The organism is Acinetobacter sp. YH12112 (assembly GCF_013418945.1).
In the GTDB taxonomy this organism is placed as follows: domain Bacteria; phylum Pseudomonadota; class Gammaproteobacteria; order Pseudomonadales; family Moraxellaceae; genus Acinetobacter; species Acinetobacter indicus.
Window position 1 is genome coordinate 1 of record NZ_VPBA01000040.1, and the last position, 25,343, is coordinate 25,343.

Annotated in this window: 24 protein-coding genes and 3 tRNA genes; 14 read left to right on the top strand and 13 right to left on the bottom strand. The window is 47.2% G+C overall.

The window, feature by feature from the left end; translation table 11 throughout:
• Positions 1–175: 175 nt before the first annotated feature.
• The gene (locus FTU50_RS12725) at positions 176–1,354 is read right to left on the bottom strand and encodes a trypsin-like peptidase domain-containing protein (RefSeq protein ID WP_005176504.1); all 1,179 of its coding nucleotides are present in this window, start codon (positions 1,352–1,354) and stop codon (positions 176–178) included.
• Positions 1,355–1,524: 170 nt separating this feature from the next.
• Here FTU50_RS12725 and FTU50_RS12730 point away from each other — a divergent pair, with 170 nt between their 5' ends.
• The 6 genes from FTU50_RS12730 (at position 1,525) to FTU50_RS12755 (ending at position 4,203) form a co-directional block, all read left to right on the top strand.
• Positions 1,525–2,283, top strand: a complete 759-nt coding sequence (locus tag FTU50_RS12730; RefSeq protein ID WP_180047193.1) for a Nif3-like dinuclear metal center hexameric protein — start codon at positions 1,525–1,527, stop codon at positions 2,281–2,283.
• A 151-nt stretch (positions 2,284–2,434) separates the two neighbouring features.
• Positions 2,435–3,061 carry a superoxide dismutase gene (locus tag FTU50_RS12735; protein WP_005176500.1) on the top strand — a complete coding sequence of 209 codons (627 nt, stop codon included), beginning with the start codon at positions 2,435–2,437 and terminating at the stop codon, positions 3,059–3,061.
• Between the two features lie 146 nt (positions 3,062–3,207).
• A tRNA-Asn gene (locus FTU50_RS12740) sits at positions 3,208–3,283 on the top strand.
• Between the two features lie 5 nt (positions 3,284–3,288).
• Positions 3,289–3,364, top strand: a tRNA-Asn gene (locus tag FTU50_RS12745).
• Between the two features lie 263 nt (positions 3,365–3,627).
• Positions 3,628–3,703: transfer RNA gene (locus FTU50_RS12750), tRNA-Asn, on the top strand.
• A 56-nt stretch (positions 3,704–3,759) separates the two neighbouring features.
• A complete protein-coding gene (locus tag FTU50_RS12755; RefSeq protein WP_005176498.1) occupies positions 3,760–4,203 on the top strand; it encodes a DUF2726 domain-containing protein in 444 nt (147 codons plus the stop codon).
• Here the strand turns inward: FTU50_RS12755 and FTU50_RS12760 are convergent, their stop codons facing one another.
• Positions 4,204–4,482, bottom strand: a complete 279-nt coding sequence (locus FTU50_RS12760; protein ID WP_180047195.1) for a hypothetical protein — start codon at positions 4,480–4,482, stop codon at positions 4,204–4,206. It abuts the gene before it with no gap.
• A 167-nt stretch (positions 4,483–4,649) separates the two neighbouring features.
• Entirely contained in the window at positions 4,650–6,392 is a 1,743-nt protein-coding gene (locus tag FTU50_RS12765) for an FAD-dependent monooxygenase (RefSeq protein ID WP_180047197.1), read from the bottom strand.
• Between the two features lie 213 nt (positions 6,393–6,605).
• On the opposite strand from FTU50_RS12765, the gene FTU50_RS12770 reads away from it, so the two are divergent.
• Positions 6,606–7,499, top strand: coding sequence for a LysR family transcriptional regulator (locus tag FTU50_RS12770; protein WP_168381697.1), 894 nt, complete (start codon positions 6,606–6,608; stop codon positions 7,497–7,499).
• A gap of 44 nt (positions 7,500–7,543) precedes the next feature.
• On the opposite strand, the gene FTU50_RS12775 is transcribed toward FTU50_RS12770, so the two are convergent.
• From FTU50_RS12775 to glnA, 4 genes are all read right to left on the bottom strand, one after another.
• The gene (locus FTU50_RS12775) at positions 7,544–8,776 is read right to left on the bottom strand and encodes a S9 family peptidase (RefSeq protein WP_180047198.1); all 1,233 of its coding nucleotides are present in this window, start codon (positions 8,774–8,776) and stop codon (positions 7,544–7,546) included.
• Positions 8,777–8,902: 126 nt separating this feature from the next.
• Positions 8,903–9,781 (bottom strand): 4-hydroxybenzoate octaprenyltransferase, encoded by an 879-nt coding sequence (gene ubiA, locus FTU50_RS12780; protein WP_168381698.1) that lies wholly within the window; start codon positions 9,779–9,781, stop codon positions 8,903–8,905.
• A gap of 8 nt (positions 9,782–9,789) precedes the next feature.
• On the bottom strand, positions 9,790–10,299 hold the full coding sequence (locus tag FTU50_RS12785) for a chorismate lyase (RefSeq protein ID WP_005176485.1): 510 nt from the start codon (positions 10,297–10,299) through the stop codon (positions 9,790–9,792).
• A 182-nt stretch (positions 10,300–10,481) separates the two neighbouring features.
• Positions 10,482–11,897: a type I glutamate--ammonia ligase gene (gene glnA, locus FTU50_RS12790; RefSeq protein WP_171065055.1), complete on the bottom strand. Its 1,416-nt coding sequence runs from the start codon at positions 11,895–11,897 to the stop codon at positions 10,482–10,484.
• An 810-nt stretch (positions 11,898–12,707) separates the two neighbouring features.
• Between glnA and FTU50_RS12795 the strand changes: the two genes are divergently transcribed.
• The 6 genes from FTU50_RS12795 (at position 12,708) to FTU50_RS12820 (ending at position 17,167) form a co-directional block, all read left to right on the top strand.
• Positions 12,708–13,292 carry an aminodeoxychorismate/anthranilate synthase component II gene (locus tag FTU50_RS12795; RefSeq protein WP_005176479.1) on the top strand — a complete coding sequence of 195 codons (585 nt, stop codon included), beginning with the start codon at positions 12,708–12,710 and terminating at the stop codon, positions 13,290–13,292.
• A gap of 19 nt (positions 13,293–13,311) precedes the next feature.
• Positions 13,312–14,358, top strand: a complete 1,047-nt coding sequence (gene trpD / locus FTU50_RS12800; protein ID WP_016659977.1) for an anthranilate phosphoribosyltransferase — start codon at positions 13,312–13,314, stop codon at positions 14,356–14,358.
• Between the two features lie 17 nt (positions 14,359–14,375).
• Positions 14,376–15,182, top strand: a complete 807-nt coding sequence (trpC, locus tag FTU50_RS12805; protein WP_005176475.1) for an indole-3-glycerol phosphate synthase TrpC — start codon at positions 14,376–14,378, stop codon at positions 15,180–15,182.
• Positions 15,183–15,388: 206 nt separating this feature from the next.
• Positions 15,389–16,072, top strand: a complete 684-nt coding sequence (locus tag FTU50_RS12810; protein ID WP_005176474.1) for a Smr/MutS family protein — start codon at positions 15,389–15,391, stop codon at positions 16,070–16,072.
• Positions 16,073–16,165: 93 nt separating this feature from the next.
• A complete protein-coding gene (folE, locus tag FTU50_RS12815) occupies positions 16,166–16,714 on the top strand; it encodes a GTP cyclohydrolase I FolE (protein WP_005176473.1) in 549 nt (182 codons plus the stop codon).
• 96 nt (positions 16,715–16,810) lie between these two features.
• Positions 16,811–17,167, top strand: coding sequence for a cupin domain-containing protein (locus FTU50_RS12820; protein ID WP_005176472.1), 357 nt, complete (start codon positions 16,811–16,813; stop codon positions 17,165–17,167).
• A 111-nt stretch (positions 17,168–17,278) separates the two neighbouring features.
• On the opposite strand, the gene FTU50_RS12825 is transcribed toward FTU50_RS12820, so the two are convergent.
• From FTU50_RS12825 to hemE, 5 genes are all read right to left on the bottom strand, one after another.
• Positions 17,279–18,640, bottom strand: a complete 1,362-nt coding sequence (locus FTU50_RS12825) for a diguanylate cyclase (RefSeq protein ID WP_180047200.1) — start codon at positions 18,638–18,640, stop codon at positions 17,279–17,281.
• Between the two features lie 133 nt (positions 18,641–18,773).
• Positions 18,774–20,672 (bottom strand): DUF4105 domain-containing protein, encoded by a 1,899-nt coding sequence (locus tag FTU50_RS12830; RefSeq protein WP_180047202.1) that lies wholly within the window; start codon positions 20,670–20,672, stop codon positions 18,774–18,776.
• Positions 20,673–20,748: 76 nt separating this feature from the next.
• Entirely contained in the window at positions 20,749–21,219 is a 471-nt protein-coding gene (locus tag FTU50_RS12835; protein ID WP_005176467.1) for a DUF3015 family protein, read from the bottom strand.
• A gap of 123 nt (positions 21,220–21,342) precedes the next feature.
• Positions 21,343–22,167 carry a DUF817 family protein gene (locus FTU50_RS12840; protein WP_016659970.1) on the bottom strand — a complete coding sequence of 275 codons (825 nt, stop codon included), beginning with the start codon at positions 22,165–22,167 and terminating at the stop codon, positions 21,343–21,345.
• Between the two features lie 28 nt (positions 22,168–22,195).
• Complete coding sequence (gene hemE, locus FTU50_RS12845) at positions 22,196–23,266, bottom strand: uroporphyrinogen decarboxylase (protein WP_005176463.1); 1,071 nt, start codon at positions 23,264–23,266, stop codon at positions 22,196–22,198.
• A 204-nt stretch (positions 23,267–23,470) separates the two neighbouring features.
• On the opposite strand from hemE, the gene FTU50_RS12850 reads away from it, so the two are divergent.
• Positions 23,471–24,709: a L,D-transpeptidase gene (locus FTU50_RS12850; protein ID WP_016659969.1), complete on the top strand. Its 1,239-nt coding sequence runs from the start codon at positions 23,471–23,473 to the stop codon at positions 24,707–24,709.
• 48 nt (positions 24,710–24,757) lie between these two features.
• Here FTU50_RS12850 and FTU50_RS12855 read toward each other — a convergent pair.
• Positions 24,758–25,343, bottom strand: a 586-nt coding sequence (locus FTU50_RS12855) for a transposase (protein ID WP_143218064.1), incomplete at its 5' end; no start/stop codon positions are given.

Below are 25,343 nucleotides of genomic sequence, written 5' to 3' on the forward strand. Positions count from 1 at the left end.
TAATGGAGAAATCTGATAGATATGTTTTACCTGAGAGACGGATGAGGAGTTACCCAAGAGTTGTAAAAGGAAAACCTCAAAAATACCCAAGAAAAAGCCAGTCAATCTCTTAACTGACTGGCATTACCTACCTGCGGAGCTTTTTCATGTTTAATTTACAGCGCGTACTGCGAGCTTATTCTGGTAATGGAATAAACTGTTTATCACTGTTTTGCACTTTACGCTCACCAACCACCACTTGCAGCTCTAAAGACTGTTCTTCACGTTCAATCAGGATATTCACCGGCTGGTTCGGTTGCTGCAGCGCCACATAATTAATCAGGTGTGATGTTGAGCTAATCTCTTCATCATTCACTTTCAGGATTTTATCGCCACGGCGAATACCGGCTTTGGCCGCAGGACCATTGGCCAAGACATCTGCCACCACCACGCCACTTTGTTTTGGCTCCAGAATATTCTGTTGCTGTACCGGCAATAAGCTAATACCTAACCAGCCACGTACCACGCGACCATCTTTTAAAATCGAGTTCAGTACCTGCTGACAGACCTGTGCCGGAATAGCAAAGCCAATGCCCAAAGAACCGCCCGATTGCGAGAAAATTGCGGTATTAACCCCAATTAAGTTCCCGGCCACATCAATTAGCGCACCGCCGGAATTCCCCGGGTTAATGGCAGCATCAGTCTGAATAAAGTCTTCATAGGTATTAATGCCTAAATCCGAACGGCCGGTCGCGGAAATAATCCCTTGGGTAACGGTTTGACCCACCCCAAACGGGTTACCAATCGCCAGCACCACATCACCGACTTCATTGCCACTGAGTTTAAATGGTAAAACCGGTAACTGATCCAGCTCAATTTTAATTACCGCCAAGTCGGTATCCGGATCGGTGCCGACCACTTTTGCCTCGGCACGACGGCCATCATGCAAGGCCACCACAATCTGATCGGCCTGGGCAATCACATGGTTATTCGTCAAAATGTAACCATCGGCACGTACAATCACCCCGGAACCGAGGCTGTTTTCATTGGGTCCCTGACGATATTGTTCCGGCAACTGATCACCAAAAAATTCACGGAACGCCGGATCATTAAACAAAGGATGATTAGGCTGCTTGATTTTCTGGGTGGTAAAAATATTGACCACGGCCGGTGCCGCCACTTTTACGGCAGCACTATAAGACACCACCCCGCCAGTACGGGTGGTATCAATCAGCGGTTCTACTTTTTCAGCAGGCATTTTTACCCCATCCGGGGCAACGGGAGCTTTCGGTTTTTGAAACTGTTGCCAGCCCAAAAAGCCAATAATCACGATAATAAGTAACACCCAAGGTAACCATGTAAAGGTCCGGCGCACAGCTCTATCCTCTAAAATTTTTTAATTCATTGATGACTAAGTAATTTATGACCTATTGTAAAGCGAAATACATAAGGAAACATAAAAATCACTAAAGAGTTTTGTGCTGCTTTAGTTACAATTCAAAATATGTTTTGATGATAACAATATTAAAGGCTTTTGAGAGATTTATGGTTAAGCTGCATGACCTGATCCGCTGGTGTGATCAAACCTTAAAATCAGCCGAGTTTAAAGACTATGCCCCGAACGGCTTGCAAATTGAAGGCAAGCCGGAAGTCAAAAAAATTCTGTGTGCGGTAACTGCATCACAAGATGCGATTGAAGCCGCCATTGCCGAGCAGGCCGATGTGCTGCTGGTGCATCATGGCTATTTCTGGAAAGGTGAACCCTACCCGATTACCGGAATGCGCGGTAAACGCATTAAAAGCCTAATCCAGCATGATATTTCACTGGTAGGTTATCATTTACCGCTCGATTCACATCCTGAACTGGGCAATAATGCGGCCATTGCTGATATTTTGGGACTGGAGCAACTAGAAGCACTGGACCCGAGTGAACGTCATCCAATTGGCAATATTGGCTATTTAAAACAGGCCATGTCACCAGAAGCGTTTAAAGCCCTGTTAAGTAAAAGACTGGGGTTTGATACCATTCATTTACCGGCCAATCCAACCGAAATCCGCAAAGTCGGTTTCTGTACCGGCGGTGCGCAGGATTATATTCATAAAGCCGCAGCACAAGACTGTGATGCCTATATTTCTGGCGAAGTGTCAGAACGTACCTTTTATGAAGCCAAAGAACTGGGCGTCCATTATTATGCTTGTGGCCATCACGCGACTGAACGCTACGGTGTACAGCGTTTGGGACAGGCACTGGCACGCGAATTTAATCTCGAATATGTCTATTTCGAATTGAATAATCCGATTTAAAACTTGGGAGATGAATTGAGGCTGGCTTATACGTATAAATTAAGGATTTATTGTGTAATGTTATTTATAAGCAATGCGCAATTTTGTTGAATAATCTATTACAATAAGCCGACTTAAACTCAAAACCCAGCATAAGCAAGGAATTGAAAACATGACAACGATTACTTTACCAGCATTACCATATGGTTACGAAGATCTTGCGCCGCACATCAGCAAAGAGACTTTAGAATTTCACCATGACAAGCACCACAACACCTATGTTGTGAACCTGAACAACCTGATCGCAGGTACTGAGCTTGAAGGTAAAACTTTAGAAGAAATCATCAAGGCAAGTGCTGGCGATGCTTCTAAAGCAGGTATTTTCAACAATGCTGCACAAGTATGGAACCACACGTTCTACTGGAACTGTATGGCGAAAAACGGTGGTGGTAAACCTACTGGCGCAATTGCAGCGAAAATTGATGAAGCTTTCGGTTCATACGAAAAATTTGCTGAAGAATTTGCAACTGCTGCTGCAACTCAATTCGGTTCAGGTTGGGCATGGTTAGTGGCTGACGACGTAAACGGCAAACTGTCTATCATGAAAACTTCAAATGCAGATACGCCAATGGCGCACGGCAAAATTGCAGTATTAACGATTGACGTTTGGGAACACGCTTACTACATCGACTTCCGTAATGCACGTCCTAAATACATCTCGACTTTCCTTGAAAGCCTGGTGAACTGGGATTATGCCAACGCGAAACTGGCTGGCCAACCAGCTGGCGTAGAAAAATAATTTTATTATTCTGTGTAAAAAATCACCCTTTATGGGTGATTTTTTTATTTTTAGGGAATCACTGCATAAATCTAAGGCAAATGATTCATTTGTTTAAATAATCTGGTTGACGACCGGCGCATTCCTCCCTAAAATGCGCATCAGATTCTCCAATAGCTCAGTCGGTAGAGCGACGGACTGTTAATCCGCAGGTCCCTGGTTCGAGCCCAGGTTGGAGAGCCATCTAATCTCCCATAGCTCAGTCGGTAGAGCGACGGACTGTTAATCCGCAGGTCCCTGGTTCGAGCCCAGGTGGGAGAGCCAAGATTCTAAAAACCCACTCCAGTTGAGTGGGTTTTTTTATGGCGTTTAGATTGGGGGATTCAATGAGAATCATCATCCTAAAATAGCCCCTACCTGTACCACGGCACCCTGCCCGTCATAGACCAGTAAAAGCCACACACCAAGCTTTCTGCTTCCAAACGCCTTCATTCGTTTATTTTTAATTCAGTTAAACTGAAAAACTGCATTTTTTCAGGTCGCGGGCTTGACCACCTGCCCTTTGCCACCTAGAATGCGTTTTAGATTCTCCCATAGCTCAGTCGGTAGAGCGACGGACTGTTAATCCGCAGGTCCCTGGTTCGAGCCCAGGTGGGAGAGCCAAGATTCTAAAAACCCACTCCAGTTGAGTGGGTTTTTTCTTTATACAAGTATGTGTTGTGTTCAATAGCGCTCAGTCGACTTTCTTCTTTATTGGCTGCCTGGCCACACTGGTGCTGATGCTGCTGGTGGCGGCCTCCTATTTGCGCCCCAAACAGAAATATTTTCCGAAAAAAGTCATTACCCCGTTTGAAGCCAAGATGTTTGCCCGCTTAAAGCAGGCTTTTCCCGAACATCATATTCTGGCTCAAGTTGCTTTTAGTGCGTTAATTACCAATAGTAACTACAAGATCCGTTCCCGCTTTAATCGCAAGGTCACCGATTTTGTTTTGCTGGATCAGCAGATGAATGTGGTGATTATTATTGAACTGGATGATCCCACTCATATTGGCAAAGAAAGTGAAGATGCCGAGCGGGATGCCATGTTGCTTGAGGCGGGCTATCAGGTGATCCGATACACGGAGATTCCGAGTATCAGACAATTGCAGCAGGATATTCTTTAATTAAGGCACTACAGCTTCAGAAGCTGCTGGTTTCGCATTGGCCTGTTGTTGAGCTTGTTGCTGCGCCTGCTGCTGTTCAGCCGCTTCACGCGCTTTAATCCGCGCAATCATCTCTGCCTGCTGCTGTTTGTATTTTTCCTGATTTTTCGCATCGCTGTTGACAGCCAGAAACGCCATACTGACCAGAAAAACAGGAATCAGCAGACCTAAACTGGCCAACAGAATAATCTTTTTGGTATTGGGTGGCTGATTCGGTCGTTGCTGTTCAGGCGCGGTCATGAGAGAGTCCTCTGTCAGATGCATCAAAATGACGCTCAATATAACAAAATCATTTTCGAGGACAAAGCCTCTGTTGATGTTTGCTTGAACCTGAAGATACAACACAGCCGCCTGTACGGCTACAGACGGCTGCGTTACAGATCACGTCAGACTGCTCATCTACCCGATTAGAGGTTCAGCTGAATCTCGCCAAAAACCTGAGTTAAACAGGCCAGATGATCAAAGCCTTGTTCTGGTGTGTCCTGCATCCGCCAAGCCACATAGCCATCCGGACGTACCAGCACGGCACCGGCATCGGCAATTTCCGATTTTTGCTGCCAGGTGGCATAGACATCGCGATGTTCACGTGAACCAATCTGAATCACATCCAAATAGTCCAGCTTTAACCGGGCCGCTGCCGCTTTCCATGCTGCACCCGATAAACCGGTCAGTAGCGTAAGGCGCCCTTTACCGACAATATCCAGGGTGGAATGTTTATAGCCCTGCGCATCAATCAGCCAGGTATGCGGTAGTTTGGCACCCGGACGTGTGGTGGCTTGCAAATACAGCTGCGGGTCCTGTACAAAGATTTCTTCATCTGTTTCTGCCAGCACGGCATTGGACAGATAACGCTGGTTTAGCTCCACCCCTTGAGCATTAAACTCATAATGTTTAATCGCCAGCGCCTGATACAGCTTTTCCCGAATCTCGGCCGCTTCCGGTGTTTCCGCAAAAATCCGCTGCAACATCTCGGCCTGGGTCTGCACGCCCTGATCAAAACCAAATACTGCTTTTAAGTGCTTATAGTCAAAACGGGACTGGTTGGCACGCGCCACAATCTGCTTGCCCACCGGCGCCCGTTCATCACTATAAGAGTCCAGTAGCGCTGGCTTGGCCCAGCCTTTAAGCACATAAGCCAGCTTCCAGCCCAGGTTAAACGCATCCTGCATACAGGTGTTGGAACCTAAACCACTCGATGGCGGATGACGATGTACCGCATCGCCACCACAGAACACACGCCCCACCGAATACTGGGTGGCCCAGGTCTGATTGACATACCAGTAAGATACTTTTTCAATTTCGACCTGCTGCACCTCTTCACCCACAAAGGTGTTCAGTCGCGCCCGAACCTGGGCTTCGGTGACTTGCGGCTCGCCTTTGCTGATATCAAAGCCCCAGCCCATAATCCATTCATTCCAGGGCTGAATGGCACGTAGCAATCCCATGCCCAAGTCACCAAAACTGGCTTCCGGATTCACAATCCATTGTAAAATGGCCGGACGATGCGCCACGTATTTGGACAGGTCGGCTTTAAAAGTGACGTACACGGTTCCGGCACGCGCCATCACTCCTTCTAAGGGCAGCTTCAACTCTTCGACAATTTTCGAACGCGCCCCATCCATACCAATTAAATATTTGGCTCGCAGGCTAAATTCAGTTTGGGTCACCCGATTCAGGAAGGTCGCGGTTACGCCGTGCTCATCCTGAGTATGTGATAAATATTCGGTATTGAAGTTATAAATCGCACCGCGTTCGGCCGCATTCTTGACCAGCAGTGCTTCCATTTTCGGCTGGATCAGATCGACAAAGGGACATGGACTGCCTTTGATGTAATCGCCATGACGTTCATCGCCCGTGCCCCAGCAGCTCATCCGGGCAATTTCTTCCCCGACCAGACTGGTGGTGAGTAAACTTTCGCCCATCTGCTGCCACGGCGTGGCAATGGCTTTGACCTGCTCTTCAATGCCTAAGTCACGCAGAACTTCCATCGCACGCTGATTGGTAATATGCGCACGCGGACTGTTGGCCAGCCAGTTAAACTGGGTAAACAGCTGTACCCTGATGCCATAACTGGCCAAGGCCAGCCCTAAAGTAGAACCCGCCGGCCCCGTACCAATCACCAGCACATCAGTATCATAGTGTGTAGACATTCCGGACTCCTTTCACCGCTGTATCTGTTGCAGAATATTTGTATGCAGTGTAATCCGCTCCATCCAGCCCGCCTATTTCTATGCGTATAAACGATAGTGCTATTGGTTTTAGCTCTAGTCAGCTGCTGGATAAAACACATCAGCTGATGTGAAATGCAGTTCAGACTGTGTTGGGTTACACTAGGGCGATGATCTGCACGGTGGATGAAAGTCATGGAATTACGGCATTTACGCTATTTTGCAGCGGTGGCAGAAGAACAGAGTTTTACCAAAGCAGCCGATAAACTCTTTACCGCCCAGCCCTCTTTAAGCCAGCAGATTAAGGATTTAGAAGAAGAAGTCGGGGTTCGTTTGCTGGATCGCTCCGCGCGGCAGATTCAACTGACCGATGAAGGCCGGGCCTTTTTACCTTATGCCTTGCAAGCGATTGAAAACGCCAAACTTGCAATTGCCGCAGCGCGTCAGGTGGCGCATCAGAAAAACAACCAGATTCATATTGGCTTATTGAACGTGGCCGAGCTGAAAGTGCTGCCGCTGATGCTAGAACGCTTAAAACAGGCCATTCCCAATCTGCAGATTCATATCCAGAGCCTGACCTGTCTGGAGCAGATTCAGCGCCTGAAAAATGCTGAGCTGGATTTAAGCCTGACCCGCTATGCCATTCAGCAGGATGATTTTGTCGATCTTCCCATTTTGTCAGAGAAAATCTATCTGGTGTCAGGGCAAAAATCTGCACCGACCAAGTCGCGGATGAGTGCTGAAGCCTTGCTGCAACAGCGGCTGATTATGTGCGAGCAAACCGCTTCTCCGGTGTTTTATGAACAGGTCAGCCGGCAGGTGCCAATTGAACAGATGCCGGCCGAGCAGTTACTCTGGGTCACCAATGTATTACAGCATATCAACCTGATTAATCTGGGGATGGGCTACAGTTTTGTGCCGGAATATCTGCTACGCTTTCTGGATGAGCATGTGGCGATCATTGAAACTGATTTTGAAGTTCAGCCGCTCCATCTGTATGCCAATTACCGTAAAAATAACCATAATCTGGCACTGCAGCTCATTACTCAGGAACTGGCCAAACTCGAAATCTCGGTCACTGAGAGCTGATTAGCCCCGATCTTCCGGACTGATCATCGAGTTTTAGGAGGATATTATTGCGCAGGCATGTGGGTTTGAATAAAGCGCACCAGCTCGGCATTTCTCTGCACAATGGCCTGGGTATGCGAGGCACCCGGGACCAGTTCATATTCAACCATCGTCCCCATTTCTCTTAAGTTATCTACCAGTGCCGTGGTGACAGCTGCCGGCACAGCAGTATCTGCCTCACCCTGAATCACCATAATCGGTTTATCCAGCTTTTTGGTGGCCGGCTGGTTAATGGCCAGGAAGCGCTTAATGGTTGCATTGTCCTGGAAATTTGCCGTCAGCCCCGGATAATCAGCCACAGCAAGACCACTATTTTCAGTAAAGGCATCTATATCTTCTCTAAAGGACTGCATCAGCTCGTCCAGACATTGGCCATTTTCACCATTGTTGCCTTCGGCTTCTGGCACAATATCCTGCGATTCCGGCTGGAAGATGCTGAGGTAATTAAAGTCCGGTTCATAGGCTTTAATGCCGACCGCGACATAGGCAGCATAGGCCATCAGTTCTGCATAGACATTACGGGCCGTTCCAACCGGATACAGACCAACACTCTCTGCCAGCTCCAGATTGCGAATGGCTGCCGGCGCGACTTCCGCAATGATATAACCCAGACTCGAGGCCGGTGCTGCTGCCACTGCACCTTTATAATTGGCATCCTGATTGGCAAATTCCGCAGTACCCAAAGAGGCATGACCACCCTGTGACTGCCCCACCGACATCCAGGCACCATGCATGTGTGCACCCAGATCTTCTTTTAAGGCGCGTACCGAATAAATGGCAGACTGGGCCGCACTTTCTAAATGTAAATACGGATGAATGCCCGGCGTACCCAGCCCTTCATAATCTGGCGCGACAATCACATAGCCTGCGGCCAGTAAACTTTCCGCCATGGCCTTAAAACGCGGATTTAAACTATTTCGACTCGGTGCACAATGATCGGCAATGCCCACTGTTCCATGTTCCCAGACCACCACACGCCAGCCATCTACCGGACGAGGTGCGGACGGATAAAATACCATGGCGGTAGCTTCTGTTTTCTGGTCACGTACATTTGGCATTTTATAGGTCATGACCCGGATGATCGCACCTTCAATACCATCTTGGGTATAGGCAGCATCAGATACAAAAGTTTTGTCACGGATAAAGTTAAAGTCATTATCATCGCCACCACATGCTGTAAATAACAGCGCCGAGGAGCAGGTTACCGCCAATAACAGTTTTTTAAATGTCGTTGTCATCTTGAATTCCTCTTTATCTTCTTGTTGTTAAGTACTCAGCCTGAGTTCTTTGAATTAAGCATAAAAAAAAGCATCCTGCTCGGATGCTTTGTTGGCTTTTTGCAAGATCAGACTAAATGTATAAGCCTAGAGAAGTGCAAGAAAAATTCCGGTAAAAATCATCAGCCCAACCCAACGGTTATGCCGAAAAGCCCAGAAACATTGCTGCGGATTACGGTCTTTGGTTTTGTGCCATTGATAGATAAAATCCAGTGCCACCGCAGCCAGTGCCACCAGACCAAATGGCATGAACAGATTTTCGATCCACAGCGCCGCGCCAATCAGGAGCAGACTGATCAGCTGCAAGGCAGAAATAATCTCAATATCATAACGACCAAATAAAATGGCTGTCGATTTCACCCCAATTTTGAGATCATATTCGCGGTCAGTAATCGCATATTGAGTGTCATAGGCCACAGTCCAGGCCAGGTTACCAAAGTACAATAACCAGCAGGTTAAATCCGGGGTTGCACCCACCGCGGTATAGGCCATAGGAATAGACCATGAAAATGCGGCGCCCAGAAATACCTGCGGTAAATGAGTATAGCGTTTCATAAACGGGTAGATAAAAGCCAGAAATAACGCCCCAAACGACCAGTAAAAGGTTTCAAGCGGCAAGAACAACAACAGGCAGGCACTGGCAGCAACCAGCACCAGAAACACCATCACCGCTTCTTTGGCGCTAATGATGCCGGTGGCCAAAGGACGGGTTTTGGTGCGCTCAACATGGGCATCGACTTTACGGTCGGCAAAGTCATTAATGGCACAGCCTGCCGCACGCATAAAGATCACACCCAGAATCATTGGAATCAGCACACCTATGGTCGGTGTTCCCTGAGCAGCAATCCATAAGGCCCACATGGTTGGCCAGAACACCAGTTCGGTGCCAATCGGCTTATCAAAACGGCATAAATAGTAATAGGCTTCCAAGCGCTCACGCCAGGTAATTGAATGTGCAGTTGCCATGACTGTCCTTAACCACGTTGCTGTTGAAAAGAAGAATGTAGAAATTGCTCAAAGCTGGGCAAGAAACTTTCTTGCACAATAAATTTACAGCCATGCCAAGTATAGCAGCTCTGTCTGGTCCAGCCTTCGGGCAATAAAATCACCCGGCGCTCACAGGCCGGATTGGTACGTTGAAACAAAAACCGGCCAATCGGCTTTTTACCAATATGCTTGAACAGGCGTGCTTTTTTTTGCAGGCTTAAAATCGGAAAGATGCTTTTGGCTTGAACCCAAGGCTGCTCTTCACAGCCATATAAATAGCTTTCCCGCACCCAGGAGGTATGCTGATGCGGCATGCCCAGCCATTTGGCATCTTCAAAGCTCAGGCGCTGGAAACGTTCACGCAGTGGCTGTACCTGAAACTGGCCACCGGCCAGATCGGTTAATTGTTGTGTCAGAGAGCCCGGTGCATACAGCCATGTCTTCAATCCTGCAGGAATGGTCTGATCCTGAAATTGACAGGTCTGTTGGCCGCGCATCACTTATTCCCCTTTTATCGCTTGGCCTAGTGTAACTGAAATCTGTTACTAAACCATGGGCTTTTCAGCCAAAAAGCGCAAATGTCATATTCACTATCAATCTACCTCACCTAAATGAATATGAAGGCCATAAAAAAATCCGCGACAAGCGCGGATTTTCTGAGCATGAATCTGAGGTCAAATTACAGGCTGTAGTACATGTCTAATTCAACTGGGTGAGTAGTCGTGTTCAGACGACGAACTTCTTCAGTTTTCAGCTCGATATAAGCATCGAGCATTTCTTTTGTAAACACGCCACCTTTTAACAGATAGTCATGGTCAGCGGCCAGTGCTTCCAGCGCCATTTCAAGGCTGTGAGCAACGGTTGGAATTTTTGCTTCTTCTTCCGGTGGAAGATCGTACAGGTTCTTGTCCGCAGCTTCACCTGGGTGAATCTTGTTCTGGATACCGTCAATACCCGCCATTAACAGTGCCGCGAAACCTAAGTACGGGTTCATCATTGGATCTGGGAAACGTGCTTCAATACGTTTGCCTTTCGGGCTAGACACGTAAGGAATACGGATAGAAGCAGAACGGTTACGCGCTGAGTAAGCCAGCATAATCGGTGCTTCGAAGTGCGGAACCAGACGCTTGTACGAGTTAGTCGAAGGGTTAGTAATCGCATTCAATGAACGGGCATGCTTGATGATACCGCCAATGAAGTACAGTGCCATTTCAGACAGACCAGCGTATTCATCACCCGCGAATAGGTTTTTGCCGTCTTTAGAAATCGACATATGCACGTGCATACCTGAACCGTTATCGCCTACCATTGGCTTCGGCATAAATGTCGCAGTTTTCGCGTATTGGTGCGCTACGTTCCACACCGCATATTTGAACTGTTGCACTTCGTCAGCTTTACGCACCATGGTGTTGAAGCTCACACCAATTTCTAACTGGCAAGATGCAACTTCGTGGTGATGTACTTCTACACGACCTGGGCCCATGATCTCTTCAATTTTTGCACACATATCTGCACGCATATCGTGGTGAGAATCAACTGGAGGAACCGGGAAGTAACCGCCTTTAACGCGTGGACGGTGGCCAGAGTTACCGGACTCGTAGTCTTTACCTGTAGACCAAGCCGCTTCTTCAGCGATTAAGGTGTGGCGTGCGCCAGACATGTCGATGTCCCATTTCACTTCGTCAAATACGAAAAATTCTGGTTCTGGGCCAAAGAATGCAGTATCACCAATACCGGTAGACTTTAAGTAATCTTCTGCACGGCGAGCAATCGAGCGTGGGTCACGTTCATAACCCTGACCTGTAGATGGTTCGATGACATCACAAGTCACGACAACTGTTGGTTCCGCAAAGAATGGGTCGATGAAACCAGTTTCAGCGTCTGGACGTAAAATCATGTCAGATGCTTCAATGCCTTTCCAACCAGCAATTGAAGAACCATCAAACATTTTACCGTCTTCGAAGGTATCTTCATCGATACTGTCTGCAGGGTAAGTTACGTGCTGCTCTTTACCCTTAGTATCAGTAAAGCGGAAATCGACCCATTTTGCACCACTTTCTTGTATGAGTTGAAGGACCTTGTTCGCCATGCTCATTTTGCTCCAATGATATTTTGTTGCACACCCAAGTGCGTGTTAGTAGTTGGCAGTTATTAAGCAATTACCGTACCAACTTTTAAAAGCAAAGTTAAAATATTGAATTTCTTATGAGAAATTAAGATTTAGGGATTTTGCTTTGTGCCTATTATACTAGGGCTATACTGAAATGCACCATATTCAAGCACTCTTTGCGATTTTTCCTGCAAAAGATTTCTCGTGTGTATCAAAATAGTGCAAATAATCAGGTTTCATTTTAACACAGCTTAATAATACTGCTGTTTATTTCGCCAATTTCGCGCTTCATGCAATTTTTCTAATGAATTTCAGACTGGATTAATTGAGTGATTTATAGATAAAAACTCTTTTTTCCAGCAAAAATCAGATTTTCATTTATTTCTGCTTATTTTTTCTTCAAGTGCTTTTCTGTGCGCTTTTCGCAAGTCGTGCTCAGCTAAATTTTTATGCCCATTTTAAAATGCGCCATTTTGGTGAATCTGCGTCATTATGCATCATTTTAGGGGTTTGGCAGCAAGAGGGGGTCAACATCACAGCGGACACGTAAAAGCCACAAGCTGAATGCAGCTCAGCCATAAACTTAAAAGATTTCATCTGTATAAAAGCTATTCTGCTTGAAAATGTTCAGCCGCACATGTTTATTTTTTGCTATGATGCTTTGCACTGCGTTTTCCCCGCATTTTTTCGCTCGAAAAATAGCCGTGTTGTGACCTCCCTCCACTTTGGAAAACCAGGCATTTCAGGGAATTCTTCAAGCACAGTCAGGTGCATAAATTTTGACAGGTTAAGCTCATGCTTTTGATGATCGATAATTACGACAGCTTTACTTACAACATCGTCCAGTATTTTGGCGAGTTAAATCAAGAAGTTAAAGTCGTTCGCAATGACAGCGTCACATTAGAAGATATTGAGCGATGGCAACCGAAGTATTTGGTGATTGGTCCCGGTCCGTGCTCACCATCTGAAGCAGGTATTTCCATTCCAGCGATTCAGCATTTTGCCGGCAAAATCCCGTTATTGGGCGTATGTCTGGGCCATCAGAGTATTGGTCAGGCCTTTGGCGGCAACATTGTACGGGCCAAAAAAGTGATGCACGGCCGTTTATCGGATATGTATCACAGCGATCAGGGTATTTTCAGCAATTTGCCCTGCCCGTTTTCTGCGACCCGTTACCACTCGCTGGTGATTGATCAGGCGACTTTACCGGAATGCCTGGAAGTCACCTGCTGGACCAATGAAGCCGATGGTTCTATGGAAGAAATTATGGGCGTGAAACATAAGACATTGCCGGTTGAAGGCGTGCAGTTCCACCCGGAATCCATTTTGAGCCAGCATGGCCACAAAATCTTCCAGAACTTTTTAGAAATTTATGCCTAATTTGCACAAAGTGAACACCATGAATATTCAACAAGCTTTAAATCATATTACAAAACAGATTCACCTGACTCAGCCACAAATGGAAGATGTGATGCGTGCCATCATGTCGGGCGAAGCCACCGATGCGCAAATTGGCGCCCTGATGATGGGCCTGCGCCTGAAAGGTGAAAGCATTGATGAAATTACCGCAGCCGCGCGCGTCATGCGCGAGTTCGCGATTAAAATTGACGTTAGCGATATTCCGTATCTGGTCGATATTGTCGGTACCGGCGGTGATGGCCAGAACCTGTTTAACGTATCGACGGCATCCAGCTTTGTGATTGCAGCCGCTGGCGCCACCATTGCCAAACATGGTAACCGCGGCGTATCGACCAAATCTGGTTCCTCTGACCTGCTGGAACAGGCTGGAATTAACCTAGACTTAAACATGCAGCAAACTGAACGCTGTATCCGCGATATGGGCGTAGGTTTCCTGTTTGCGCCGAACCATCATAAAGCCATGAAATATGCAGTTGGCCCACGTAAAGAACTGGGTATTCGTAGTATTTTCAACCTGCTCGGCCCGCTTACGAATCCGGCCGGAGTTAAACGTTTTGTGATTGGCGTATTCTCCAGCGAACTCTGCCGCCCGATTGCTGAAGTGATGAACCAGCTGGGTGCTGAACACGTGCTGGTGGTGCATTCACGTGATGGTCTGGATGAAATCAGTCTGGCATCTGCCACGACCGTAGCAGAACTGAAAGATGGGGAAATCACCGAATGGACCATTACTCCAGAAGAAGTGGGCATTGAATCGCAAACCCTCACCGGTCTGGTGGTGGAAAACTCGGCAGAAAGTCTGGCCCTGATTAAAGATGCACTTGGCAAAAATAAATCTGAACGCGGTGAAAAAGCGGCCAACATGATTGCCCTGAATGCCGGCGCCGGGATTTATGTGTCTGGTCTGACCAAAACCTATCAACAGGGTGTGGCACTGGCGCATGACATTATTTATGGCGGTCAGGCACTGGAAAAAATGGGCGTACTGGCCGAATTTACTAAAACCTTAAAACAGTACGAAGCTTAAGACGGCAGGATAAAATCATGGTGGATATCGCAAATACCATTTTAGGTAAAATTGTTGATCGCAAACAGGAAGAGTTTGCTGCACGTCTGAAACAGCGCAGTCTGAATGATCTGGAACAACTAGCCCAGGCCGCCACACCGGTGCGCGGTTTTGCCCAAAGCTTGAAAAGCAAACGTCCGGGCGTGATTGCAGAAATAAAAAAGGCCTCGCCATCTAAAGGGATTATTCGTGAAAACTTTAATCCGGCTGAAATTGCCCAGCAATATGAAGCTGCCGGTGCTGCCTGTCTGTCTGTACTGACCGATGTCGATTTTTTCCAGGGCGCTGATGAAAATATCGCGCTGGCCCGCAACCATTGCAGCCTGCCTGCACTGCGGAAAGACTTCCTGATTGATCCTTATGGTGTGGTTGAAGCTCGTGCGCTACATGCCGACTGTATCTTGCTGATTGTGGCCTGCCTGTCAGACCAGCAACTGGAAGAAATGTCGAAAACCGCGTTTGAACACAATCTGGATGTACTGGTTGAGGTGCATGACGAAGAAGAGCTGGAACGCGCTTTGCGTTTAAGTGATCGCTGTCTGCTTGGCGTGAACAACCGTAATTTAAAAACCTTTGATGTGGATTTAAACACCTCATTGCGTCTGAAAAAATTACTCGATCCAGCACGTTTACTGGTAACCGAAAGCGGTATTGCCACCCCGGCAGATGTCAAGATGATGCAGGAGCATGACATTCATGCCTTCCTGGTCGGTGAAAGCTTTATGAAACAACCGTGTCCGGATCAGGCCTTTAGCGAGCTGTTTGGTACGCCGCAAAAGGTCTAAGTCTTGGTGCAGTTCAGGAGGCAGGTTTATCCTGAACTGTGCAATTGCACTGCCCTACTTTCATAGGGCGGTCATCTTCCTATATCGCGCCATCTTAACATCTCTCATTTCAAGCCAGATGCAGCGCCAAGCTGAATCCGTTTCAGTTCAAATCAGGCGTAATTCAGACTATACTGGATTGAAATTTTATCCTCCTATTTTCGATTATGAGCAAACACGATTCTTCGCTATCGAAAGAACAGTTTAAATTACTCAAAGACTTTAAAAAGCAGATCAGTAATCCGCATCCGCGCGTAGAGCCGGCAGCGCCGGCCATCAAAACTGCCGAACAGGAACAGGCCGAAGATTTTGAGCTGTTTCAAAAAGAAATGCGTGGGGTCCAGAAAATGGATCATGGCAATATCGCGCCAGTGGCCCAACCGGCCAAGAAAAAGCTGGATGCCCAGACGCTGGCTAAACGCGCAGCCGCCGAAGGCCCCATGCAAACTGATGAGACCATTTTGTCGGACACGCAAGCCATGCTTAATCCGGTGGGCAGTCAGGCCAGTTTAAGCTACCGCATTGCCACCTTGCAGCATAAGGTGTTTGAAGATTTAAAAGCCGGCAATTTGCGCTGGTTTGAAGCGGTCGACCTGCATGGCTGTACCGTGGAAGAAGCCCGGGTGGCGGTGCTGCAAATTATCCAGATGGCCAAAGATGAAAACCAGAACGTGATTAAAATTGTGCATGGTAAAGGCCCGGAAGCCATTTTAAAAACCTATGTCAATGGCTGGTTACGTCAGCATCGTGATGTTCTGGCCTTTGTCAGTGCACCGGAAAAACAGGGCGGCACCGGTGCGGTGCTGGTTCTGCTAAAACGTGCAGAAAAGAATCCAAAGTTTAAACAATAAGCGGATTTTTCCTCAAAAGCAGGCATTGTTGCGGTTTTCTGCTACAATGCCGTCCTTGTTCAATATCAGTGTAAGTGAACACGTCTTATGTCTATGCAGCAATCCTACGCAAACATTCTTACTGCCGTTGGTGAAGATTTAAATCGCCCTGGTCTCAAAGATACGCCTATGCGTGCTGCTAAAGCATTTTCGTATTTAACCTCGGGTTATAGCCAGACGTTGGCTGAAGTGACCAACAACGCCGTGTTCCCGTCTGATAACCGTGAAATGGTGCTGGTCAAAAATATCGAATTCTATTCGCTATGCGAGCATCACCTGCTGCCATTTTATGGCCGTGTGCATATTGCCTATTTACCGGAAGGCAATGTTTTGGGACTGTCTAAATTTGCCCGTATTACTGAAATGTTTGCGCGCCGTTTACAGATTCAGGAAAACCTGACCCAGCAGATTGCAGAAGCCGTGGCTGAAGTGACCAAAGCCCGCGGTGTTGCGGTGGTGATTGACTCTGCACACATGTGCATGATGATGCGTGGTGTTGGCAAGCAGGAATCGACCACACGTACCGTGTCATTTATTGGTGACTTTAAAACTGATAAAGATGCACGCCGTGAATTTTTAAGTGCCGTACCTGAAAGTTACTAAACCTAAATAATGCTGGAGCCTCGACATCTGTTGGGGCTTTTTTATGTCCTGTTTCTTATACTACCGCTGGTTTCCCTATTATTTTAAGGAATGCAAATGTCTTCAATTTATTTAGCCGGTCAGGGCCTGACCCAAAGTGAATGCAGTGTCGACTTCCCGCGTCCGGATCGTTTGGTCAAAGGCAATCCCAAACGTGATACCTATAGTGCCTATGAACATCCCAATATGAGCTGTGGCATCTGGCAGTGCGAAGTCGGCGCCTGGAATATTGTCTTTGCTGACAATAAACAGGAATTCTTTAATGTGATTGAAGGCGTGGTGCGTATTCATGACCAGCACGGACAATATATTGAAGTTACCGCCGGTCAGGCCGGAATTATTCCACCGGGTTTTGTCGGTACCTTTGAAGTGGTTGCAGCAGTGAAAAAATATTATGTGGTGGTTGAGGCCTAAAATACCGCTTGAGCTTTTTGATGTTTTGGCTGGTTTTATCTTGCTGCTTTGATATAAAAAACGCCCGACAGTTTTGGGCGTTTTTTCATGCCGGGATGAGACTTAAAAGGCTTATTTGGCCAGATAGACCTGATTACGTCCGGCATTTTTGGCGCTATATAAGGCTGCATCTGCGGCATCCAGAAAACGCTGATAATCCGGATGGCCATCATACTGCACTGCGCCAATACTCACGGTAAATTTAAAACTCTCACCTTCAGCAGAACGGATTGGGGTATCTTCAACCCGGCGACGGATGGTTTCGGCAATCATCTGGGCCCGGTTCCAGTCACTATCGACCAGCAGCAATAAAAACTCTTCCCCACCAACCCGGAAAGCATAATCACTACCCTTGCTCGATTCCAGCAGCACTTCGGCCATAAACTGCAAGGCCAGATCACCGGCGGCATGGCCATAGCGGTCATTAATCTCTTTAAAGAAATCGGCATCAATCGCCAGTAGACTTAAAGGTGAGCGGTTTTTGCGCGAGAACTGGATTTCACGAATCAGGATGGTATTTAAATAACGCCGGTTTAACAGCTGGGTCAGCGAATCATTGCCCGTGCCGATATATTCCGCCACCTGAAACAGCTGATCGACCAGATGCTGGATTTCGCGGTTTTTACAGCGAATCTGCTGAATCAGTAACAGCATCTGCTGCTGATCGGAAGTGTCCAGCAGCTGCTGGTTCAACTGATCCACCTGATAAATCCGCTGGATAATAAACTCCACCTGCTCGGCGCTGGCAAAAGCATAGGCTGCTTTATGGATGAACCACAGGCCAAATTCAGATTTGGAAAGTGGCGGATGAAACAGCTGTGACTGATCAGAAAAGGCCTTAAACATCAGCTCATTTTCCCAGTCCAGCAGACAACCGCGCTGGCGGTCTTTTTGCACGGCCACATCCTGCATGGCAGAAAACAGACGGTAGGTGTGTTTCATATCATTATGAATTTCTACCTTGGCCTCATAAGTGCGGCACATGATTTCTGCGGCCAGGCTCAGCACCTGAGTCATATAATCGGCAGCAGCCAGTACATCGGCCTGCGGGGTTTGCAGAAAAAAGGCAAAACTTTTGCGCTGGATTTCGCGGATGCCGCGAATAATCAGCCAAGAAGGAACGCCAATACGCGCATGCACTTCCCCGACTTTCAGCTGCTTGGTGACAATGACTTTAAAATCCTGCTTGAACGGAACCGCAAAACTGTCCAGCAGCCATTGCTGCAGAGCATTTTTCAGGCGGCTACGTACCAGTTCATCGGACAGGAAATAGGAGGCTTCCTGCTCCTGCATCATCTGTCGATAAAATTCGGCCACCAGCACCGTGACATGCTGTTGAATGAACTCGAAGCTATAGCTTAAATCGGTTTCAGAAAATTGCCCGCAAATCGCCTGCCACTGCGCTGCAAGTTCCTCTATACGCTCTTGGTTCATACAACCGCCTCACACAGATGAATTACAGCGCAGATTTTAACGCAGCTGTCACATAAGACAATTCTTTTGTGAATTAAATGAATATTCACTTAATAACAATCTGGATTTTCAAGCCTGACTTCACGACTTCAGCTTAAAAGAACCAGGCATAACCAAGACTGGTCTGATGCCAGTCCTGTTGATTCTGCTGCTGATATTCCCAGCCCAGACGAATCGCATGCTGCGGATTCAGCACATATTGCAGCTGGCTGTGCAGTCTCAAATTCCATTGCTGGGCATCTTCCCAGTATGGCAATTCCACTTGCAGCACACTATTCAGCTGCGGACTCCAGATATTCTGGCAGCCCAAGGTGGGTCCGACACCCACGCGCCAGCCACGACCCAGTGCTTTACCGGCCTGTAGATGGTTTTGTAGCTGGGCATAGCAAATATGCTCACGGTCGGCACTGGCCCAGCTATAGCCCATCTGGACCTGTAAATTGGCTACACCATGCTGTTCCTGAGTGCTGAACTGACCATGCTGATCGAGCGCTTCCTGGGTCCAGCCCAGATTAAAACCCCAGGACAATGGTGTTTTAAACGGCGTAATCGGGTTATAGGAGTTCACCGCCAGCACGTCGAGCTGACTCAGTTTTAGGGTTTCATCCCGATATTGCAGCGCACCCTGTAAAAATAGCAATTGAGTCCCGGTACGAAAACCACCTTGCGGATCGAGCAGATCATGATAGGCTTGCCGATGGCCCAGTTCGATAAAGGATTGTCCCTGCACTTCACCAGTGCTTAACGTCAGATTACGCGCATGATGGCCCTGGCTTGGATCAACGTTTGGGACGTCCGGCGCGCGGCGCTGCTTGTCGACCTGAAGCTGGCTTCGCAGGCTGAGTAATTGGCGTAAACGTGGCTGGGCAAAACCGGTTTCGACCTTGCGGGCTAAAAACTGCAGGTACAGATCATCGTAGGCCATTTCCAGTATTTTGGCCTGCTCTAATGCGGTATAAGGCTGCAATAACGTATTTAAATCGGTAGATTCGGCAAAAGCCAGCTGATGTGCCGCTTGCGCTAGGTCTGTACCATGCTGGCGGGCTTGAGCCAGTAATTGGGTTTCCAGCGCCGGGCGATACACGGTGTCTTTGACCAGATCTGAATCTGCCAGCGCCTTGATGGTTTCAACCGGAATCGACGCCACTTTAAACTGTTGCTGTAAATTCAGCTCTGGACGGACCAGATCAATCAGGCCCAATAAACGATAGGCACAGTTATCACTGAAAAAATAATAGGGAAAGCTGACGTGCTTCATTTCCCAGATATGTTCCACCAGAAAACGGGTTTCATCCGGGCTTAAATCCAGCTCGTATTCCCATAAATCGCGGCTTTCCAGATCACCATATTCCTTAACCTTGCGGTAATACGGCATGAGGGAATATTCACCCGGATACTGTCCGGTCAGACCTTTCCAGGCATAGGACCAGCTTTGCTCACCCGGCACTGTGGCCGCATAATTCACCGCATAGGAAATCAGGTTCAGTTCCTGCTGATCTTTCGGGTCCAGTCGCAGCAAGGTATGCCCGAACATGGAGCTGGGATTGCCCATAAAATCGGTGGCATAAATTAAAGTGGTTTTGTATGGACGAATCTGGCCAATCCATTCATCCAGTTCCGGACAGGCCACGGCAGCCAGTTCCGTCTGTGGAATATTCAGTTGTTGCACCAGCCAGCGGCTACGTGCCGGAAAACGGCATTGTACCGATTGATTTGGCTCGGCCTGCTGAAACAGCGCTGCAATATGCGCCTGTAATTCCTGATTTAAATCGGGTGTTTTGGCCTCTGTTAAAAAATAGCCGGCATAGCTGACAGTACTCTGCCCGGAAGTATTGGCATACATTAAGCGTTGCCAGGTATTTTGCTGTGCCAGTTGCTGCTGTTCAGCACGCTGGATATACAACTGTGCCGGCGTTGAAGATTCAGGAGAAGACGTCGCGGCATACGCCACAGGAGATAACAAAGCAGCACATACAAAAGCAAGAGGTTTCATTCAGCAGATCAATTCTTATTTGGTTCTTATATAGAGAAAAACCCTGCCAGAAGACAGGGTTTTATGGGATGCTTAATTAGACGTAGGCTTTTAAGATGTCGTCTTGTGCCATCACTGACTGTAAAGAAGCCAGCACTTCAACAGAAGTCTGGTTGTCAGCTGAATAAATTTCAGAGAAGTTTTGTTTGGTCACTGCAAAGAAACGTGCTTTGTCTTCTGCTTTAATGCTCAGTAATTCAGCCAGTACGTTCAGGCTTTCACCCTCGCCTACAGCCATATCACGCGCCAGCGTTTCGGCATTTTCATTGGTAAATGTCACCACTTGCGCAGTTACAGTACCAGTACCGCTACAGCCTAAAGTACCGAAGGTAATACCGAACAACTGGTTTGCAAAAATACCATTGGTTGTAGCAGCTAAAATTTTAGGCACTTTACCAGACTGACCTGCCCAAACTTGAGAACCAATACCACAGCCGGCATCAGCGTCTGCAAATGCTGCCGTTGAACCTGCTGCCAATACTGCTGCCAAAGCTAATTTTTTTAACATAAAAGTCTCCAGAATTTATTATCTGAGTTTGTTATTGTTTCACAATGTGTAATTTTTATTACACTGTTTAAAGATAACGCATCCGCCAGCGAACACAAAACACTTTATACCAAAGTGGAAAAATTATTTTTCTGTATCCTTTAAGTGCGCAGGTTTCAGTTGCCAGATGCCATTTGGCTGACGATCACCCAGAATTTTCAAGACCAGCACCAGACTCAGCAATAACAGCAGATACCAGGACCCCAACTTGCCCCAGCCAACCATATGCCAGCTGTCGACCTGACTTGGATACAGCCAGATCTGGTAAAAGGTGCTGATATTTTCTGCAATCCAGATAATAAAGGCCAGTAACAACAAGACCGGTAACATCGGCAGCTGCATCCGGTGATGCTGCAATTCAAACTGGATACGGGTTTTCCAGAATATCAGTACGCTCCAGGCAAACAGCACATAGCGGATATCCGGCACAAAAAACTTGCTCATAAAATTAATATAAGACAGCACCGCCAGACTCAGCATATTGGCAAAACCCGGCAAGCGAGTAAAAGATACCCGATACAAACGCAAGGACCGGGCAAAGAAACTGCCGACAGCCGAATACATAAACCCGGCAAACAGCGGCACGGTCATAATTTTAAATACGGCCGGCTGCGGATACTGCCAGGACGCAATCGCCGGATGGGTCAGAAAAATTTCCATAATCATCGCCAGCAGATGAAACAGCGCAATGACTTTGGCCTCGGCCCAGGATTCCAGCTTGAGATACAGCAGTAAAATCTGAATGAGGACCGCATAAAACAGCAAATAGTCATAACGGAAAAAACCGTAATAGTCCTGGCTACCCAGACTGGCGGTAAAAGCAAAAGCAATCAGCAATAAAATTCCAAATAAGGCAGCCGAAGCTGCCTTATAAGTGAATTCAAAACCTGATTTTAAAATTGTGATCAAGGCTGAATCCTAATATTGTTGCATCTTCTTAAAGGTACTTGGCACTGTATTCATGTACCGTATCAATAAAGACTTTCGGATTGGCCGGATCAACCCATTGGGTAATACCATGTCCCAGGTTGGCAATATAGCCGGTTTTTTCACCATGGGCATAGGCATCATCCAGCATGGCTTTAGTCGCCTTGGCGATTGAGTCCGGGCTTCCATATAACGTGGCTGGATCGAGGTTGCCCTGTAAGGCAGCACGGCCATTCACGGTTTGGCGCGCCACATTTAATGGCGTGGTCCAGTCCAGACCAAAGGCATCGGCACCGGTGGCCACCATTGGCTCCAGCCATTGACCGCCGCCTTTGGTAAATAGAATGACCGGAATTTTACGGCCATCTTTTTCGCGTTGCAGACCCGCTACAATTTTTTGCATATAGTTCAGCGAGAACTCGATATATTCACGATGCGCCAGTGCCCCGCCCCAGCTGTCAAAAATCTGCACCGCTTGTGCACCAGCATCAATTTGCGCATTCAAATAGTCAATCACAGCGACTGCCAGACGGTCGAGCAAAGCATGCAGCACTTCCGGCTGGGCATACATCATCTGCTTGGTAAAGCGGAAATCCTTGCTTGAACCACCTTCAACCATATAAGTCGCCAGCGTCCACGGACTGCCGGAAAAACCAATTAACGGCACCTGTCCGCCCAGAGCTGAACGAATGGTCGATACCGCATTCATGACATAGTCCAGATCTGACTTGGCATTAAAATTCGGCAGATTGGCGACATCCTGCTCGGTACGCACGGTTTTATGAAACTTCGGACCTTCACCAGCCTCAAAGTACAAACCTAAGCCCAAAGCATCCGGTACAGTTAAAATATCGGAGAATAGAATGGCTGCATCCAGCTCATAACGGCGCAAAGGCTGTAAGGTCACTTCACAGGCAAATTCGGTATTTTTGCACAAGGAAAGAAAATCTCCGGCCTTGGCACGGGTTTCACGATACTCAGGCAGATAACGTCCTGCTTGACGCATCATCCATACCGGCGTGGTATCTACGGGTTCACGCAACAAGGCACGTAGAAAACGATCATTTTTTAAGGCCGTCATTTACTTTCCTAACTTCGACTGAATCTTGCATCCATCATATCAAAAAGGCAGAAATTTTAATAACTTCTTTAGTCCTTTAAAAATGCCGGACTGTAAAAGATAAAAGTGATATTTACACAAAACAGATACTGCATCTCCTCATTTTTTCTGTAATACTTGTGTAGTTTTTAAAATGTAAATGAATAATTCTTAAGGTTGACTTACATGTTCGTTCGCACAGTACTCGCAATGAGTTTAAGTTGCATGTTTGCTGGTACAGCCCTGGCTGCAACCACTGCTGAACAGCCGTTGAATCCTCAATTGATTAGCGATACAGCGGTTGAAGATCCGATTGATCCGCTTGCAACAGACGCATCAGCGGCAGTCGTACCTTCAGAAGTTGAAACGCAAATTACGCAACAAGAAGAACAAGATTTGAACAAGGCTTCAGCGACCCTAGAAGACCTGCAAAATGCCGAAGATACCCAGGCTGATATCGGCAGCGCACCGACAACTGCTGCGCCTGCAACGACTTCAGCCAGCACAGCGCCAGCCAAAGCCTCCTGGACTTTAGATGGCCTGAACAATGCCAGCTGGTATGAAAATATTGGCAAAGGCCAGTTCCCGGTCTATGCGCGCGCGCATGTGATGCTCAATAATGCTCATGCTTCTCCGGGTGCGATTGATGGAACCAGCGGTAAAAATACCCTGAAAGCGATTGCCTCTTTCCAGCAGATGAACGGGATTAAACCGACCGGTGTGCTGACGCAGGAAACCTGGGATGCTTTAATTGCCCGTCAGGGTTCAAAACCGGCTTTTGTGGAATACACCATTACTGAAGATGACCTGAAAGGTCCGTATGTCAAATCAATTCCGGGCGACTATGCACTGCAAGCCAAAATGAAAGGCCTGCACTACACCAGCGTCACTGAAATGCTGGGTGAAAAGTTCCATATGGATGAGAACTTCCTGAAAAAGCTCAATCCAAATGCCAACTTTAACAAAGCCGGTCAGAAACTGATTGTGGCCAATGTACGTAATGACCTGCCGGAAGATATCCACCTGATTGTGGCGCACAAAGGCGCTAAGCAGCTGTATCTATTTAACAGCCGCAACCAGATGATCGCATCATTCCCGGCCAGTATTGGGAATACCAACACCCCTTCACCAACCGGGACTTATAAAGTGACTGGTGTGGCACCAAACCCGTGGTACAGCTACTCGCCAAGTAACTTTATCCAGGGCAAAAACATGAAGCCACTGTCCTTACCACCAGGTCCAAACGGTCCAGTGGGGAATATCTGGATTGGTCTGAGCAAAAAATCCTTTGGTATTCACGGTACGCCAAACCCGTCGATGATTTCTAAATCCTATTCGCATGGCTGTATCCGTCTGACCAACTGGGATGCCAACGACCTGGGCCGTAAAGTCCGTTCAGGGGTTACGGTTAAATTCCTCGAATAATCTGCTTATACCCCATAAAAAGCCTGCCGATGCAGTAATGCCAGTCAGTTAAGAGATTGACTGGCTTTTTCTTGGGTATTTTTGAGGTTTTCCTTTTACAACCCTTGGATAACTCCTCACTCTTCTCTCAGGTATAACATACCGATTAGATTTCTCCATTAAACTTTCCAGATGTTTGGGTAGATTACCTGCAGAAGCCAAAGAGTCGAATCTGAGTAAATTAAGAAGGGCAATAGATGCAATATGAAAACTGATCCTCAACGGGCTTACTTTGGCACGTTGAGCCATATATTTCATTTGTCTTCTTAGAACATTATAAGCAATCAAGACACCCCATAATTCTTGATAAATTAAGTCTGGCTGTTTGCTCCTTAAGTGCTTACCTTCCTGTAAATTGCTTTTAATTTCTCGGTAACACATCTCTATCTCCCAACGTTGAGCATATAACTTTGCTAAAGTTCGAGCTGGATATGTCTTTGAATCTAATAATGAAGTGATATAACGGCGGATTTTTCCTGCCTGCTCAACTTCAATTAAACGTGCTTCCCAGTAATCTCCTAATGCTGGATTAAGTTTTTTGGCTCTTGCTGATATTGGCATCCTGATATGAAAATCATGTGGGGAATTCCGTTTA